The following is a 13,936-nucleotide window of genomic DNA, read 5'->3' as shown; positions in this document are numbered from 1 at the left end:
CCGGGGGCGCCCCGCAAGGCCCCTCGCCTTGAGCTGCAAGGCTAACGTAGCAGGCTCAATCCGCGCCCTTGATGACCTGGCCGTTGATCGTGACGGAGCCGTTTTGCGCGACGCTGATATCCCAGCGTTGACGCCCGTCGGGATCAGTCTTCGCAAAGCCCTTGGCCATCATCAGGCCGAACGACACCTGATTGAGCTCGGCGTTGGTCTTCGCAAGCTCCTGAACGGCGGCGATCGTCTTGTCGAGATCACGCGCCAGAACCGTCGCTTCCATGGAATAATCCTTGGAAGTATCGACCCGTCCGCGGACCTTTGCGGAAATCTCGGCATCGTAAACGCTCGAGACCGCGCTGATCTTCGGGAACTCCATGACCAATTCGCCGCCCTTGAAGAGCCGCTCGACCGCCTTCTTGCCGCTGTCTTCTGACGATGCGCCGCTGAAATCGACCTTGAGAAACTCATCGCCGAACGCCGCAAAATCCATGTTGGGTATCGCCAACTGCAGCTGCAATTGCCGGGGCACGAAGTCTGAATAGGCCGCAGGAACGATCGCGCTCGCGAAACTGATTTGATCCGCCGTCACACCCACTCCAAAGCGCGTCGCGTCGGTCGCGCCGTCGAGTGCAACCTCATAATTGAGGTTCTTGGCGCCACCGTTACCCGCGGCACTCGACACTGTGAGATTGTTGAAGTCGATCGTTTCGTTGAAGCTCGTCAGCAACGGAAACGCGTCACGAAGCATTTCCTTCAACTTCTCGCCGTCCGCCACAGCAAGTTTCTTCTCGTCGGCGTGGTCGGCCACGAACATGATGATGTCGCGAACCTTGTTCACGGGCAGGCCGTTCACCGCCGCTGCGAAATCGATTGTGTCAGCGCGGATTTCGACCGGAGGCACTTCGCGACTGCTGATCTTCTCTAGGAATCCCGCGGCCGAGCCGCTGGTGGCAAAATTCGTCGTGCCGGCCGCAGCACCCTCCGACGACGTCAGTTTGTATTTCATGCTATCAAAGCCGGCGCTTACTTCCTCGGCTTCGGTCTTGGATGAGAAATTCACAGCCTTCGTAGAGAAGTCGCCCGAGCGGAGATAGCTGATCGCCGGGTCGAAAACGCCACTGAAAATGAAGGTCTCGATGATGTAGGCAAATTCCGTCTTTGGCTGTCCCGACGCCTTGAAGCTGCCAGACACATTGAGGGAATTGTTCCCCTCCACGCTCCACAGACCGGTATCCAATCGCGTTGCGAACATCGACCACGGCGTCAAGCCGGTGACTGTAAAGCTGCCCGGATCGATGCTCTTCAGAAGCTTCGCAAAATCATAGATGATCTCGTAGCGTGTCCCAGCCGGATTGACGGTCACGAAACCGTCTTTCGCCACTCTCTTCGGCAGCAGTCTCGTCAGGCTTTCTTGAACCTGCCTGGCCCCAGCCTGGTTGATGTCAGCGGCATAGGCCGCAGATGCCAAGGCGAGCGCGATCGTACTCGTTGCCGCAATAAGATTGAGCCGCATATCCGAACTCCTCCGCCGCTTGTGTTTTGCGAGCATGTGAGGTTTCCGCGCGGCGGATGTCAAGCCGTGTTGCAGTGCGGTGGTCAGGCCGCCGCATCGGCCCTCGAAGCAACGACCTGGCGATCTGTCGCGCCTGTTCCATCGCCATTGACGAGGGCCTCGATGTCTGGACGTGGCATCGGCTTTCCGAAGAGGAAGCCCTGCACCTGAAGGCAACCTTCGCGGCGGAGGAAATCGACGTGCTCTTCGCGTTCTACGCCTTCGGCGAGAACCGGAATATCAAGGCTCTGCGCAAGAATGAGCGTTGAGCGAACGATCGCTGCCGACTGCTTGTTGGTGACGACGCCATCGACAAAAGCACGGTCGATCTTGATCTTGTCGAACGGGAAGCTTTGCAGCGTGGAGAGAGACGAATAGCCGGTGCCGTAGTCGTCCATTGCCACCTTGACGCCGAGCTCCTTCAGCCGGCGGATGGCGTTCAACGCGTGCCCGTGGTCGGCAATGATGCCGGTCTCCGTAATCTCGAGTTCGAGGCGTGGCGGTACCAGACCCGTTTCGGCGAGAATCTGCTGTACAATCTGCGGCAGACGGCTGTCTGCGAGCTGTTGGGCCGCGACATTAACCGCTATGCTCAAGGGGTTCTTCCAGCTGGCCGCTTCCACGCAGGCGTTACGCAACACCCATTCGCCGAGCTCCATGATGAAACCCGTTTTCTCGGCGATCGGGATGAATTCGACCGGCGAGATGTAGCCGCGCGTCGGGTGTTTCCAGCGCAGCAACACCTCGAAACCCAACACCGCACGCGTCATGGTATCGTTCTGCTGCTGATAAAAGAGTTCGAATTCGCCCCTCTTCAGCCCTTCGCGCATCTCGATCGCCAGCGCACTTCGTTCCCGCGCTGCTTCGTCCATCGAGGGATCGTAGAAGCAGATACTGCTCCCCGCCGTCGTCTTGGCACGATACATGGCAACGTCAGCCTGCGAAAGCAGGTCATCGACGGTGCGCGCCTTGTCCGGAAAGCTGGAGATGCCGATGCTGGACCCGACGCTAAGCGACTGGCCATTCCACTCGACCGGTCGCTCGATCTCGTCGAGCAGGCGCTGCGCAACACTTCTGGCCTCGGAGCGGCCAACGTGATCGCGCATGACGACCACAAATTCATCGCCGCCGATCCGGGCCACGAACTGTCCCTTTTGCATGACCTTCACCAGCCGCTCGCCGATCGCCCGCAGCACGGCGTCGCCAGCCGCGTGACCATGCACATCGTTGATCTCCTTGAACCGATCGAGGTCGAAGCAGAGAGCGGCGACATTCCAGCCGATTTCATGGGTCCGTTTGGTCACGGTGGCGAGATGTTCGTTCAGCGCCGCGCGGTTTGCGAGGTTCGTCAGTGGATCGTGAAGCGAGAGATGACGATAGCGAGCGACGGCCGCTTCCGTCGACTGCATGTCGATAATGTAGGTGGATGCGCCGAGGAGCAGGATGATGACCATGACGGTACCGACCAAGCTGGTCATCACGCCCACCGAGAGAATTTCGCGAGGAACTGCGACCGTCACATCCGGGACGATCGTCATGCCCGCCATGCCGAGGAAATGCGTGGAAACGATCGCAAGGATCAGCGGCAAGGCCGCCCCAACCGGGCTGAAGCGCGCCGTCGGCCGCACAACCCGGCGCGCCATGAGCGCGCCAAAACCGGCCGCCGCAATCAGCGAGGTAACGACATAGGCAGTATTCCATTGGACCTCGCCGGCCACCTTGTAGCCGGCAATACCGACGTAATGCATCGCTGCGACACCAAGGCCGACGATTGCGCCCCCGGCCTCGACAAGCGCGTCCTGGCTTCGCATCGAGGCGACCGAAAAGCCGATCATGGCGGAGGCGATGCCGATGAAAAGCGACAGCAGCGTCAGATCCGACTCATAACCGCTGAGCGTCGGCGCTCGGAAGCCAAGCATGGCGATGAAATGGGTCGTCCAAATTGTCGCGCCGCCGACGAACCCTGACAGGAACAGCCAATTGAATTTCTGGAACCCATGGGTGCGCCGAACCCGCGAAAAAAGCCGTACGGTGAGTAGCGAGCCAAGCAGGCAGATCACGGTTGCAAAGGTCAGGTGCGGCCAGCTGTGTTCGGCTGCAATGCAGGTAAGGAGACGTGGCATCGGAGAGACCAGGTTGCGTTTTGGCCTTCATAACCGCGCCGACATTTTGTATTACTTAATCTCTGGGGGAAATCCGGCCGTATAGTTAAGCCTTCGCGATCCGCTTCAACTTCCGCAACCGTTGCCTGGTGCCACTCGCCAAGTGCTTGTCCCGCACCATGATCCCCGCCACCTGTAAGGCACCAGCTTGCGTTTCCGTCACATCTATACTATAGCGCACGCGTCCGCGCAGACACCCTTGGAGGCAACGCGGATGAGGATGGGGTAACCCGCCTCCAGTTCCGCGGCAAGCATAGGCCTCCGCGGGGCTCTCCAAATAACCTCGGAAGGAAAAGTCATGAGCCACGAAAGCTACGAGCTCAAGGCCGAGGCGCGCGAACGGGTTGGTAAGGGGTCCGCCCGTGAACTTCGCCGCAACGGTTTGATTCCCGCTGTCATCTATGGTGACAAGCAGGCCCCCATTTCTATCGCTCTCAACACCAATGAGGTGACTAAGCGCATTCATGCCGGTGGTTTCATGACCACGATCGCGACCATCGAGGTCGACGGCAAGAAGTACAAGGTTCTGCCGAAGGACTACCAGCTGGATCCCGTCCGTGACTTCACGATGCACGTGGACTTCCTGCGCGTTTCCGGCAACACCCAGGTCACGGTTGAAATCCCGGTTCACTTCATCAACGAAGAGAAGTCCCAGGGTCTCAAGGCTGGCGGCGTTCTGAACATCGTTCGTCACGAAATCGAAGTTCACTGCCCGGCTGATGCGATCCCGGAATTCTTCAACGTTGACCTGAACGGCAAGAAGATCGGCGACAGCATCCACATTTCCGACCTTACCCTGCCGAAGGGTGTAACGCCGACCATTTCCGATCGCGACTTCACGATTGCGACGGTTATCGCCCCGGCTGGCGGCGTTGACGAAACGGTTGCAGAAGAAGGCGAAGCAGAAGCCTGATCGCTTCCATAATTTGTAAAGCATAGGGCCCGCTTTCTCTCGAAGGCGGGCCCTTTTCATTGGTTGCAAGGAGCCTGTTTCAGCAACATTTAATACATTTCATGGAAGCATGCCGGTACGTTTTTGAAAGACCCACGGGCGTCGAAAACCGTGAATGCAAAGTGCGGCTGGGAGCAAAACGGAACAATGCACAATTCCGTTGAAAATCGTTTTTTGGCAATCATTTGCGGAGCTTTGCTGCTCTTCGTTGCTCCACTGTTCGTCCTTTTTCTTTTTCTTTCTTCCGAGCGCGCAGACAAGGAAATACGCGACCACATCTCGGTTCTTCTTGTCGCCAATTCTCAGGCCCTCGCCAAGCCGCTCTGGGACCTTGATGATGACAGCGTGACGCAGATCAGCGCGACGATCGTTTCGCAGGGCGCGATCGTCAAGGTCCAGGTTCGCGACCAGTCCGGCCAGCTGGACGTCACGCAGTCGACCATACCGAAGTCGTTCAACGGCAACCTCGTCCAGGTGTCGCGCGCGATCATATACAACACGATCGACGGCCCGAAGAACCTGGGCACGATCTCCGTGTTCTATCCAGCGCTCGGTCTCTTCTCCGGCCTCAAGCACGAAGAGATCGTCTTCATGTCGATCTTCATCTTCGCGGTGCTGGCCGTCTTCAGCGCCGCCTTGATCGGCAATCGAATCTTCATCATCCGGCCACTGATGCGCCTGACGGCAGCCGTCGAGGCAACCCGCCAGCTGGGCTCGCGTCATCACGTCAACTGGCAATCGAACGACGAGATGGGACGCCTCGCCAGCGGCTTCAATGAGATGCAGTCGAAGCTCGAAAGCGAGGAGCGCGAATTGAAGCTCGCGCATCGCCGTGCCGTCGACATTTACGACCTGACGCCGGCGATGCTGTTCTCGCTCGACGAGGATGACCGCATAACGGCGGTCAGCGACTATTGGCTCGTCGCGACCGGCTATGAGCGGCCGCAGGTGGTCGGCCGCAGGTTTGCAGACCTCGTTACACCAGATACGCGTGAGGCCTTCCTCGGGCGCAAGAATGACCTCGATGGCGGCGCCGCATTCGACGTGACGGTCAAGTTCATATGCGCCAGCGGCAGCATCATGGATGTGCTCATCCTTGAATCGACAGCAGCCACCGCGGGTCATGACCGGCTCTCGCTGTCGGTAATGACCGATGTCACCGAGCTGAAAGCTTCCGAGGCACGCAATCACGAGCAAGCAATCCGCGACCATCTGACCGGCCTGCTGAACCGTCAGGGTTTCGAGTCCGTGCTCGATACCAAAATTCAGCAGGCGGACGCGCTCGGTCAGGAACTTGCCTGCCTGTTCGTCGACCTCGACCGTTTCAAATGGATCAACGACAATCTCGGCCATGCCGAGGGTGACAGGGCTCTTCGGGAGTTTGTCGACCGATTGAGGATGCATCTGGCGCCATCGGACCAGGCGGCACGCCTGGGCGGCGACGAATTCGCAATCCTTCTGCCGGCAAAAGATGCCGCGCGGCGGGCGGGCGCGATGGCCGAGCAGATCGCCTCCATCTTTGTCGAGCCGTTCGGTCCGGACCTGCATTTGAGCGCCAGCGTCGGCATCGCCATCTACCCGCGTCATGCCGCGAACGCTGCCGAGCTGTTGCAGAAGTCTGACATGGCCATGTACGCGAAGAAGCGCGACGGCAAGAACGGTGCGCAGCTCTTCGACAACCGCATGATGGACCACGCTAGGGCTCGCGCCGAAATCGAGACCTACATCGAGGCAGGCCTCGCGGAGGATTGGTTCGACGCCTATTTGCAGCCGATTGTCAGCCTCAACGGCCGCGGAGTCGCCGGTTTCGAGGCGCTGATGCGCCTGAACCATCCGCAAAAGGGTTTGATGGCGCCGGCCGAGATCATCAATGTCGCGGAGGAGACGGGCAAGATCATTCGCGTCGGTAATGTCATTATGGAGAAGGCGATCGCCCACCTTGCAGCCATTTCCAGGCTGCCGGGCATGCAGGACAGCTATCTCGCCATCAACTTCTCTCCTTTGCAGTTCGAAGCCGCCCTGCCCGCGCGCCTTGCCGCATTGCTTGGCCGCCACGGAATCCTCCCGCAGCGCATCGTCGTCGAAATCACGGAGGCAGTGTTGATGCATAACAATCCGCTGATCCGCACTATCGTTACCGAGATGCGCCGCTTCGGCTGCCGGATTGCCCTCGACGACTTCGGCACGGGCTATTCGTCGCTGAGCTATCTCAATCGCTTCCCGGTCGACATCATCAAGATCGACCAGTCGTTCACCCGGTCAATAAACGACGCCAACGACGACGTTCGCCAAAAGAGCCGCACGCTGGTGGAGAGCATCACGACGCTGTCCCACAGGATGGGCTGCACCGTTATCGCCGAGGGTATCGAGACCGAGGACGAATGCCACACGCTGCACGAAATGGGCCTCGACTTCGGTCAGGGATACCTATTCCATCGTCCGCAGCATGCCGCCGCTCTGATCGAGCGCCTATCAGCGTCGGGCCAGCTCATCGCACGAGCTTCGTGAACCGGGGAAGAAGAGCAACACGATGAAGAGACTGCTGCTTTCTATTCTGTTGAGCCTCGGTGCCTCGACACATGCCATTGCCGCCGGCGTCACACTCGCCACGGAGGAATACCCCCCCTTCAGCTACCGCGACGGAAAGACCGTAAAAGGCGCGTCGGTCGAGCAGGTCGAAAAAGTGATGAAGGACGCCGGGATCGACTACACGATCGAGATGATGCCTTGGGCCAGGGCCTACAATCTTGCCCAGACCACCCCTATGAGCTGCGTCTTTACGACCGCTCACAATGCGAAGCGCGACCCGATGTTCAAATGGGTCGAACCCTTGCTGGTCGATCGCAACATCCTCATCACCAGAACGGGCTCCGGCGTGGCAGCCAAGGATCTAGAGGAAGCCAAGAAGTATACGGTCGGTACCCAGCGCGAAGACTATACGGAGATGACACTGAAGGAGAGCGGCTTCACGAAGCTCGACGTCACCACTGACTTCAATTCGACGCTGCGCAAGCTGCTCAATGGCCGCATCGACATGATGCCTATCACCGAAATCTACTTCGAGAAGCTCAAGGCAGAACAACCCTTGGAGAAGGTCACGGTGCTTTCCACGCAACAAATGGGGATCGCCTGCGAAAAGGACTTCCCTGGCGACCTGCTGGCCAAGATGCAGGCGGCGCTGGACAAGCTGATTGCCGACGGCACGCAGAAGTCCATCTTCATCACGTATGGCCTGAGCCCCGCAGACTGATTTTTCAACGTTTGCGGTCTCGCCGTCTTGACTTTGACGCCGTTTCGCGGTGGTGAACGCATAAAGCACATTGCAAGGAATGAACGAGCCATGCTTGTTATCGCGGGTCTCGGCAATCCCGGTGGAAAATACGCCGGAAACCGCCACAACATCGGCTTCATGGCCGTCGATGCCATCTACCGCCGCCATAGTTTTTCGCCCTGGTCGAAGAAGTTCAAGGCCGAGATCGCCGAAGGCGAAATTGCAGGCGAGAAGGTGCTGCTCATCAAGCCGCAGACCTATATGAACCTCTCGGGCGAAGCCGTCGGCGAGGCCATGCGCTTCTACAAGCTGCAGCCGGCCGACCTCGTCGCAATCTATGATGAACTCGACCTGCCGTCAGGCAAGGCACGCCTCAAGACGGGCGGCGGCCATGGCGGTCACAACGGCATCAAATCGCTCGACGCTCATTGTGGCAAGGAATATCGCCGCCTGCGGCTCGGCATCGGCCACCCTGGTGTCAAGGAATTGGTGCAGCATCACGTGCTCGGCGACTTCGCCAAGGCCGATCAGGCTTGGCTCGAGCCGTTGCTGGATGCACTTGCCGATAACGCCGACATGCTAGTTCGCAAGGAAGACTCCCAGCTGATGAACAAGCTGGCACTTGCACTCGGCGGCAAGGCCGAAGAAGAAACGCCGAAGCCAGAGAAAAAGCCGGTGGCGAAGTCTCATATCCGCGCGGCCCGCAACAACAACCAGCCGAAGTTGCCCACGACAGGACCAATGGCCGAAATGCTGAAGAAGATGTTCGGCAACAAGGGTGATTGAGTATGTCAATCGACGAACTCGTCATTCGTTCCGCCGAGGCCGCCGACCTTCCGAGCCTGCTTGCTCTCTACCATGACCTAAACCCTGCTGATCCGGTCATCGACTGCGAGCGTGCCGAAGAGCGGTTCGAAGCGATCCTCGCGCAACCGGGAATGACTGTCTTCGTCGGCATCGCAGGTCAGGCCGCCGCTTCGTCCGTGACGCTGATCGTCGTCCCCAACCTGACCAGGAATGGTGCATCCTATGCGCTGATCGAAAACGTCGTCACGGCGGCCCGCTACAGGCAGCGGGGCTACGGACGGGTGCTGATCCAGCACGCCATCGAAACCGCATGGAAAGCAGGTTGTTACAAGGTGATGCTGCTAACCGGCTCGAAGGATCCTGCGACGCTGCGCTTCTACGAGAACTGCGGCTTCACGCAGGACAAGACAGGCTATCAGGTCCGGCGCGCCGACAACTACTCCTCCGGCTCCGCCGTCAACATCAGCGGAAAACCGGCCTCCTTGGCATAATCCATCGCCTCCTTGACCTTCGTCTCGGCGATATCCTTCGTGCAGACCACAACAACGCTTGATCCCATCTTGTGCGCCGTCATCATCACACGGTAGCCGGTCTCCTCACTCATTCGGAAGACGACCTTGAGGATCATCACCACGAATTCGCGCGGCGTGTAATCGTCATTGAAAAGGATCACCTTATAGAGCTTCGGCCGGTCCAGCTTCGGCTTCGACTTTGTCTTCGGTTTAAGGGCAATATCGTTGTCACTCATCGGAAACCCACCCGTTGATGACATGGAGAGGCGAGAACGTTCGCCGGTGTCTATATTGCGCTGCAAGGGCGGGCGTTCAACCCCTCAGAATGCAAGAGACTTGCGCTAAAAGCTTGACCGCAAGGCGCGTTTTATCCCATAGCCAGCACCAACGAATTCAAGAACAGCAGGTTTTCAGGCCATGGGCTTCAAATGCGGTATCGTCGGTCTGCCGAATGTCGGCAAATCGACACTCTTCAACGCGCTCACCAAAACGGCAGCAGCGCAAGCGGCAAACTATCCCTTCTGCACGATCGAGCCGAACACCGGCGAAGTCGCCGTTCCAGATCCCCGCATGCAGAAGCTGGCGGCAATCGCCGGCTCCAAGGAAATCATACCGACCCGCATCTCCTTCGTCGACATCGCCGGCTTGGTGCGCGGCGCGTCGAAGGGTGAAGGTCTCGGCAACAAGTTCCTCGCCAACATCCGGGAAGTCGATGCCGTCGTGCATGTGCTGCGCTGCTTCGAGGACGACGACATCACACACGTCGAGGGCCGCATCAACCCGGTCGGCGATGCCGACACGATCGAGACCGAGCTGATGCTCGCCGACCTCGAAAGCCTTGAGCGCCGCGTCGAGCAGACCCGCAAGCGCGCCACCGGCAAAGACAAGGACTCGATGGCACAGCTGCCGGTCATGGAAGCCGTGATCAAGCTGCTGAACGAAGGCAAGCCCGCACGCCTGCTCTTGAAGACGCTGGCGGCCGAGGAGATCGAGATCCTCAAGGGCCTCAACCTCCTGACGTCGCATCCGGTCCTTTATGTCTGCAACGTCGCGGAAGCCGACGCTTCGACCGGCAACGAACACACAAAGGCAGTCGCCGCCATGGCCGAGAAGCAGGGCGCCGAATGCGTCATCATCTCGGCCGCGATCGAGTCCGAAGTGGCCCAGCTTCCCGAAGAAGAAGCAACCGAGTTCCTATCGGCGCTCGGCCTCGAGGAAGCCGGGCTGGACCGGCTGATCCGTGCCGGTTACCATCTGCTCGACCTGATCACCTATTTCACCGTCGGCCCCAAGGAAACCCGCGCCTGGACGATCGTTCGCGGCACCAAGGCGCCACAGGCTGCCGGCGTCATCCACACCGACTTCGAACGCGGCTTCATCCGCGCCTTCACCATCTCCTACGACGACTACATCAACTTCAAGGGTGAAGTCGGCGCCAAGGAAGCAGGCAAGGGCCGTGACGAAGGCAAGGAATATGTCGTCCAGGACGGCGACGTGATCCACTTCCGCTTCAACACCTAAAGCGGAACCGAGGCGACTGCCGCCTATGCCGGCGGCAGTTTCTCCTGGATCGCTACCGGCAGCCGGCGCATCACGAACCGCCGAAGCGGCATCCATCCGGTCCCAATGACGAGCACGATCACGCCAACGGTCAGAAGCGTGATGTAAATATAGGTATCGACGCGCGCGTCCCCCTGGCGGAAGATGCCGTAGACAGCAAAGCCCAGCGATACCAATCCCGATGTCACGAAGGCACGCCGGTCGATGACAAGCCCGATCAGCATGAGCGCGATGACGGTCGCGATGACCACCGGCGTGCGAAACGACACGGTCTGCAACGCGGCAAGCGTACCGCCGCTGAGCCCCGCAAGCGAAATGACGCTATAGAGCAAAGCCGGCGCGGCACCCAAATGAAGCCAGAAGGCAACGTCGGAATTGACTGTACGACGCAGCGGGTCCCGCAGGTCGAATGTCATGGCCAAGGCAAAAAGACCGACCGCACACGCGATCGCGATGATCGACAACACGAGCGGATGATTGACCTCGAACAGAGGATCGCCGGTCAGCCAGCCAAGCGCGCGCAGGACCAACTGCAGAAAGACCACAGCCGCCCCCATGATCGTCAGGGCAAGCGCGAGCGGTACGCGATAAAGCAGATAGAAGAGCCCCAGCACGACTGGAAAGGCAAGGGTGTACTGCAGCGCAACGTTGCCACCTATCGCAACGAAGGAAAGTGAGTCGTCCAGCCACTGCGCGGCCGCACTTGCCGTCCAGACGGCAAGTGCGATCGTTAGCGCAACGGCCGGCAGCGCCAGCCTTTGACGCCGAACAAGGATCTCGGCAAGGACAACGATTGCCGGCAGCACGGCATAGATCGAAGCGATGCCCCAAAGGCCGGCCAAAGCTACGATGATGCCGATGGTTATCAGGACGTCGTGAAAGCCGCGCACGAAGCTCGGCGTTTCGGTATCCGAAAAAGGCGCCAACGGTCTGTGCAATTCGGGCGAAGGATGATCGACCTTGACGCCGCGCGCAATCAGGAACGGCAGTAGCCGGTCAGCAGCCTGGCGCGCAATGATGCCTTCACGCTCAGCCTCATCGAGGATCAACTTCAGTTCTGGCATGTTCAAAATCTCGTGGGAATCGTTGAGTCGCGTCGAATGCTATTGTAGTCGTTCTGAAACTCCTACGAGGTGAAGAAGAATTTGTCCGATCAGAAACTCGCCTTTGAAGATTTTCAGCCGGGTCGGCGTTTTGCGCTCGGCCCGAGAGCAGTAACGGCAGAGGAGATCATCGAGTTCGCGCGCGAATTCGACCCGCAGCCGATGCATGTCGACGAGGCAGCGGGCCGCGCCAGCATTCTCGGTGGACTGGCGGCATCCGGCTGGCACACGTCCGCGCTGTTCATGCGCATGATGGCGGAGAGCTTTCTCGTCAATTCGTTCTCCCAAGGTGCGCCCGGTGTCGATTTCATGGAATGGCGAAAGCCTGTCCTTGCCGGCGATACGCTCTCCGGCCATTCGACGGTCATCGAGTCGCGCGCGCTGCGCTCGAGACCGGGCATCGGTATGGTGAAATTTTGCCACGAGGTCGAAAACCAGAAGGGCGAACTCGTCTGCCTCTCAGCGAACTCGATCATGTTCGCCCTGCGTGACATGCTGGAGAAGACCGCATGATCATGGCTGAACGCTACGCCAGTGGCGAAAAGACAGAAATCGGCAGCTACCTGTTCACGGCCGAGCGCATCGTACACTTCGCGGAGCGCTTCGACCCGCAGCGGTTCCATTTGGATGCCGAGGCAGCGAAGTCTTCGCTCTTTGGCGGCCTTTGCGCGTCGGGATGGCACACCTGCGCGGCATGGATGAAAACCTTCGTTGCCTACTGGAGCGCGGAATGCGCGCGACTGGCAAGCGAGGGTATCAAGCCGCCCAAGCTTGGCCCCTCTCCCGGCTTCACGAAACTTCAATGGCTCCGGCCGGTCTTCGCCGACGAGGAAGTGACCTATTCCGTCACGCTGCTTTCGAGCCGCCCGCTGGTGTCCCGCCCGGGGCGTCGCTTGAACACCATTTTTTGCGAGGGGGTGCTCGCTGACGGCACGCCGGTGGTCCGGTTCGAAAGCACCGTCATCGAATTTGAATAGTCGCGGGCCTCAGTGGCCCGCGAATTCCACCAGCGTGCGAACGTCCACGCCAAGCTCTTCCAGTTTTCGGCGACCGCCAAGGTCCGGCAGGTCGATGACGAAGCAGGCAGAAACAACCTCCGCCCCCATCTGCCGTAGAAGCTGCGTGGCGGCGACGGCCGTTCCTCCGGTCGCAATCAGGTCGTCGACGAGGATAACCTTCTCGCCCGGCTGAACCGCATCCAGGTGCATTTCCATCTCGTCCACGCCATATTCAAGGCTGTAAGCAACGCGCACCGTATCGCGTGGCAGTTTGCCTTTCTTCCGGATCGGCACAAACCCGGCGGAGAGCTGGTGTGCGACGGCGCCGCCCAGGATGAAGCCCCGCGCTTCGGTTCCGGCAATCTTGTCGATCTTCAGGCCCGCATAGGGTTGGACCAGTTCATCAACGGCGCGGCGGAAGGCACGCGGATTGCCGAGAAGCGTGGTAATGTCGCGAAAAATGATACCGGGCTTGGGGTAATCCGGGATGGAGCGGATGCTGGCTGCTAGCTCCGAAATCGTATCACTCATGGAATGTCCGTATTCTGCAGGGCTTCAATTCGGCTGCACCCTATCAACTGCCAGTGCCGGAACCAACAAAAAAGGCGGCCCGAAGGCCGCCTTTCCCTAAACTCTGGGCAAATCCCTCAGTGTTCCTTGTTTGCGTAGACGGAGCGCTTGGTCAGGTAGATCAGTCCGGAGAAGATGACCAGGAAGACCATGACCATGAAGCCGGTGCGCTTGCGCTCCTCGAGATGCGGCTCGGCGGCCCACATCAGGAAGGAGGAGACGTCCTTGGCGTACTGGTCGACGGTCGCCGGCGAGCCGTCGTCATAGGTGACCTGGCCGTCGGAGAGCGGCTTTGGCATGGCGAGAGCAGCAGCACCGGCGAAGTACGGGTTGTAGTGCGTGCCCTCGGCCACCTGGACGCCGGCCGGCGGCTGCTGGTCGTAGCCGGTCAGCAGCGAGTAGATGTAGTCCGGACCGCCTTCCTGATAGCCGCCGACGAACGGGATCATGTCGAT

At 59.6% G+C, this 13,936-nt stretch carries 14 protein-coding genes; 8 read left to right on the top strand and 6 right to left on the bottom strand.

From position 1 onward, the window contains the following. Window positions 1-55: 55 nt before the first annotated feature. Window positions 56-1,507 (bottom strand): hypothetical protein, encoded by a 1,452-nt coding sequence (locus AC1DPR_RS07125; RefSeq protein ID WP_018857231.1) that lies wholly within the window; start codon window positions 1,505-1,507, stop codon window positions 56-58. Window positions 1,508-1,590: 83 nt separating this feature from the next. Continuing rightward, window positions 1,591-3,669, bottom strand: a complete 2,079-nt coding sequence (locus AC1DPR_RS07120; RefSeq protein WP_018857232.1) for a putative bifunctional diguanylate cyclase/phosphodiesterase — start codon at window positions 3,667-3,669, stop codon at window positions 1,591-1,593. A 337-nt stretch (window positions 3,670-4,006) separates the two neighbouring features. On the opposite strand from AC1DPR_RS07120, the gene AC1DPR_RS07115 reads away from it, so the two are divergent. From AC1DPR_RS07115 to AC1DPR_RS07095, 5 genes are all read left to right on the top strand, one after another. Then, the gene (locus AC1DPR_RS07115; RefSeq protein WP_018857233.1) at window positions 4,007-4,621 is read left to right on the top strand and encodes a 50S ribosomal protein L25/general stress protein Ctc; all 615 of its coding nucleotides are present in this window, start codon (window positions 4,007-4,009) and stop codon (window positions 4,619-4,621) included. Window positions 4,622-4,807: 186 nt separating this feature from the next. Then, the gene (locus AC1DPR_RS07110; RefSeq protein WP_018857234.1) at window positions 4,808-7,168 is read left to right on the top strand and encodes an EAL domain-containing protein; all 2,361 of its coding nucleotides are present in this window, start codon (window positions 4,808-4,810) and stop codon (window positions 7,166-7,168) included. A 22-nt stretch (window positions 7,169-7,190) separates the two neighbouring features. Continuing rightward, window positions 7,191-7,910: a substrate-binding periplasmic protein gene (locus AC1DPR_RS07105; RefSeq protein ID WP_018857235.1), complete on the top strand. Its 720-nt coding sequence runs from the start codon at window positions 7,191-7,193 to the stop codon at window positions 7,908-7,910. A 90-nt stretch (window positions 7,911-8,000) separates the two neighbouring features. Next, window positions 8,001-8,717, top strand: coding sequence for an aminoacyl-tRNA hydrolase (gene pth, locus AC1DPR_RS07100; RefSeq protein WP_018857236.1), 717 nt, complete (start codon window positions 8,001-8,003; stop codon window positions 8,715-8,717). A gap of 2 nt (window positions 8,718-8,719) precedes the next feature. Next, window positions 8,720-9,229, top strand: coding sequence for a GNAT family N-acetyltransferase (locus AC1DPR_RS07095; RefSeq protein WP_018857237.1), 510 nt, complete (start codon window positions 8,720-8,722; stop codon window positions 9,227-9,229). Here the strand turns inward: AC1DPR_RS07095 and clpS are convergent. After that, window positions 9,175-9,486 (bottom strand): ATP-dependent Clp protease adapter ClpS, encoded by a 312-nt coding sequence (gene clpS, locus AC1DPR_RS07090; RefSeq protein ID WP_025661709.1) that lies wholly within the window; start codon window positions 9,484-9,486, stop codon window positions 9,175-9,177. The genes AC1DPR_RS07095 and clpS overlap by 55 nt on opposite strands. 181 nt (window positions 9,487-9,667) lie before the next feature. Here clpS and ychF point away from each other — a divergent pair, with 181 nt between their 5' ends. Beyond that, entirely contained in the window at window positions 9,668-10,771 is a 1,104-nt protein-coding gene (ychF, locus tag AC1DPR_RS07085) for a redox-regulated ATPase YchF (RefSeq protein ID WP_018857239.1), read from the top strand. Window positions 10,772-10,794: 23 nt separating this feature from the next. On the opposite strand, the gene AC1DPR_RS07080 is transcribed toward ychF, so the two are convergent. Continuing rightward, on the bottom strand, window positions 10,795-11,874 hold the full coding sequence (locus AC1DPR_RS07080) for a hypothetical protein (RefSeq protein ID WP_477816033.1): 1,080 nt from the start codon (window positions 11,872-11,874) through the stop codon (window positions 10,795-10,797). Window positions 11,875-11,955: 81 nt separating this feature from the next. On the opposite strand from AC1DPR_RS07080, the gene AC1DPR_RS07075 reads away from it, so the two are divergent. Together AC1DPR_RS07075 and AC1DPR_RS07070 are read left to right on the top strand one after the other, a co-directional pair. Beyond that, on the top strand, window positions 11,956-12,426 hold the full coding sequence (locus AC1DPR_RS07075; RefSeq protein WP_026371798.1) for a MaoC family dehydratase: 471 nt from the start codon (window positions 11,956-11,958) through the stop codon (window positions 12,424-12,426). Beyond that, window positions 12,423-12,890 (top strand): MaoC family dehydratase, encoded by a 468-nt coding sequence (locus AC1DPR_RS07070; protein WP_018857242.1) that lies wholly within the window; start codon window positions 12,423-12,425, stop codon window positions 12,888-12,890. Before AC1DPR_RS07075 ends, AC1DPR_RS07070 begins: the two co-directional genes overlap by 4 nt. Window positions 12,891-12,899: 9 nt before the next feature. On the opposite strand, the gene AC1DPR_RS07065 is transcribed toward AC1DPR_RS07070, so the two are convergent. Together AC1DPR_RS07065 and AC1DPR_RS07060 are read right to left on the bottom strand one after the other, a co-directional pair. Next, window positions 12,900-13,442: an adenine phosphoribosyltransferase gene (locus AC1DPR_RS07065; RefSeq protein WP_018857243.1), complete on the bottom strand. Its 543-nt coding sequence runs from the start codon at window positions 13,440-13,442 to the stop codon at window positions 12,900-12,902. Window positions 13,443-13,558: 116 nt separating this feature from the next. Next, the coding region (locus tag AC1DPR_RS07060; protein ID WP_477816032.1) for a cytochrome c1 at window positions 13,559-13,936 on the bottom strand (378 nt) is incomplete at its 5' end.

It is taken from the genome of Rhizobium sp. 01T417 (assembly GCF_056398905.1).
This window is presented reverse-complemented; position numbering and strand designations above follow the sequence as displayed.

Excerpts from the sequence above, each read along its gene's own strand:
- AC1DPR_RS07125 (WP_018857231.1), bottom strand. The coding sequence starts at position 1,507 with ATGCGGCTCAATCTTATTGCGGCAACGAGTACGATCGCGCTCGCCTTG.
- AC1DPR_RS07120 (WP_018857232.1), bottom strand. The coding sequence starts at position 3,669 with ATGCCACGTCTCCTTACCTGCATTGCAGCCGAACACAGCTGGCCGCAC.
- AC1DPR_RS07115 (WP_018857233.1), top strand. The coding sequence starts at position 4,007 with ATGAGCCACGAAAGCTACGAGCTCAAGGCCGAGGCGCGCGAACGGGTT.
- AC1DPR_RS07110 (WP_018857234.1), top strand. The coding sequence starts at position 4,808 with ATGCACAATTCCGTTGAAAATCGTTTTTTGGCAATCATTTGCGGAGCT.
- AC1DPR_RS07105 (WP_018857235.1), top strand. The coding sequence starts at position 7,191 with ATGAAGAGACTGCTGCTTTCTATTCTGTTGAGCCTCGGTGCCTCGACA.
- pth (WP_018857236.1), top strand. The coding sequence starts at position 8,001 with ATGCTTGTTATCGCGGGTCTCGGCAATCCCGGTGGAAAATACGCCGGA.
- AC1DPR_RS07095 (WP_018857237.1), top strand. The coding sequence starts at position 8,720 with ATGTCAATCGACGAACTCGTCATTCGTTCCGCCGAGGCCGCCGACCTT.
- clpS (WP_025661709.1), bottom strand. The coding sequence starts at position 9,486 with ATGAGTGACAACGATATTGCCCTTAAACCGAAGACAAAGTCGAAGCCG.
- ychF (WP_018857239.1), top strand. The coding sequence starts at position 9,668 with ATGGGCTTCAAATGCGGTATCGTCGGTCTGCCGAATGTCGGCAAATCG.
- AC1DPR_RS07080 (WP_477816033.1), bottom strand. The coding sequence starts at position 11,874 with ATGCCAGAACTGAAGTTGATCCTCGATGAGGCTGAGCGTGAAGGCATC.
- AC1DPR_RS07070 (WP_018857242.1), top strand. The coding sequence starts at position 12,423 with ATGATCATGGCTGAACGCTACGCCAGTGGCGAAAAGACAGAAATCGGC.
- AC1DPR_RS07065 (WP_018857243.1), bottom strand. The coding sequence starts at position 13,442 with ATGAGTGATACGATTTCGGAGCTAGCAGCCAGCATCCGCTCCATCCCG.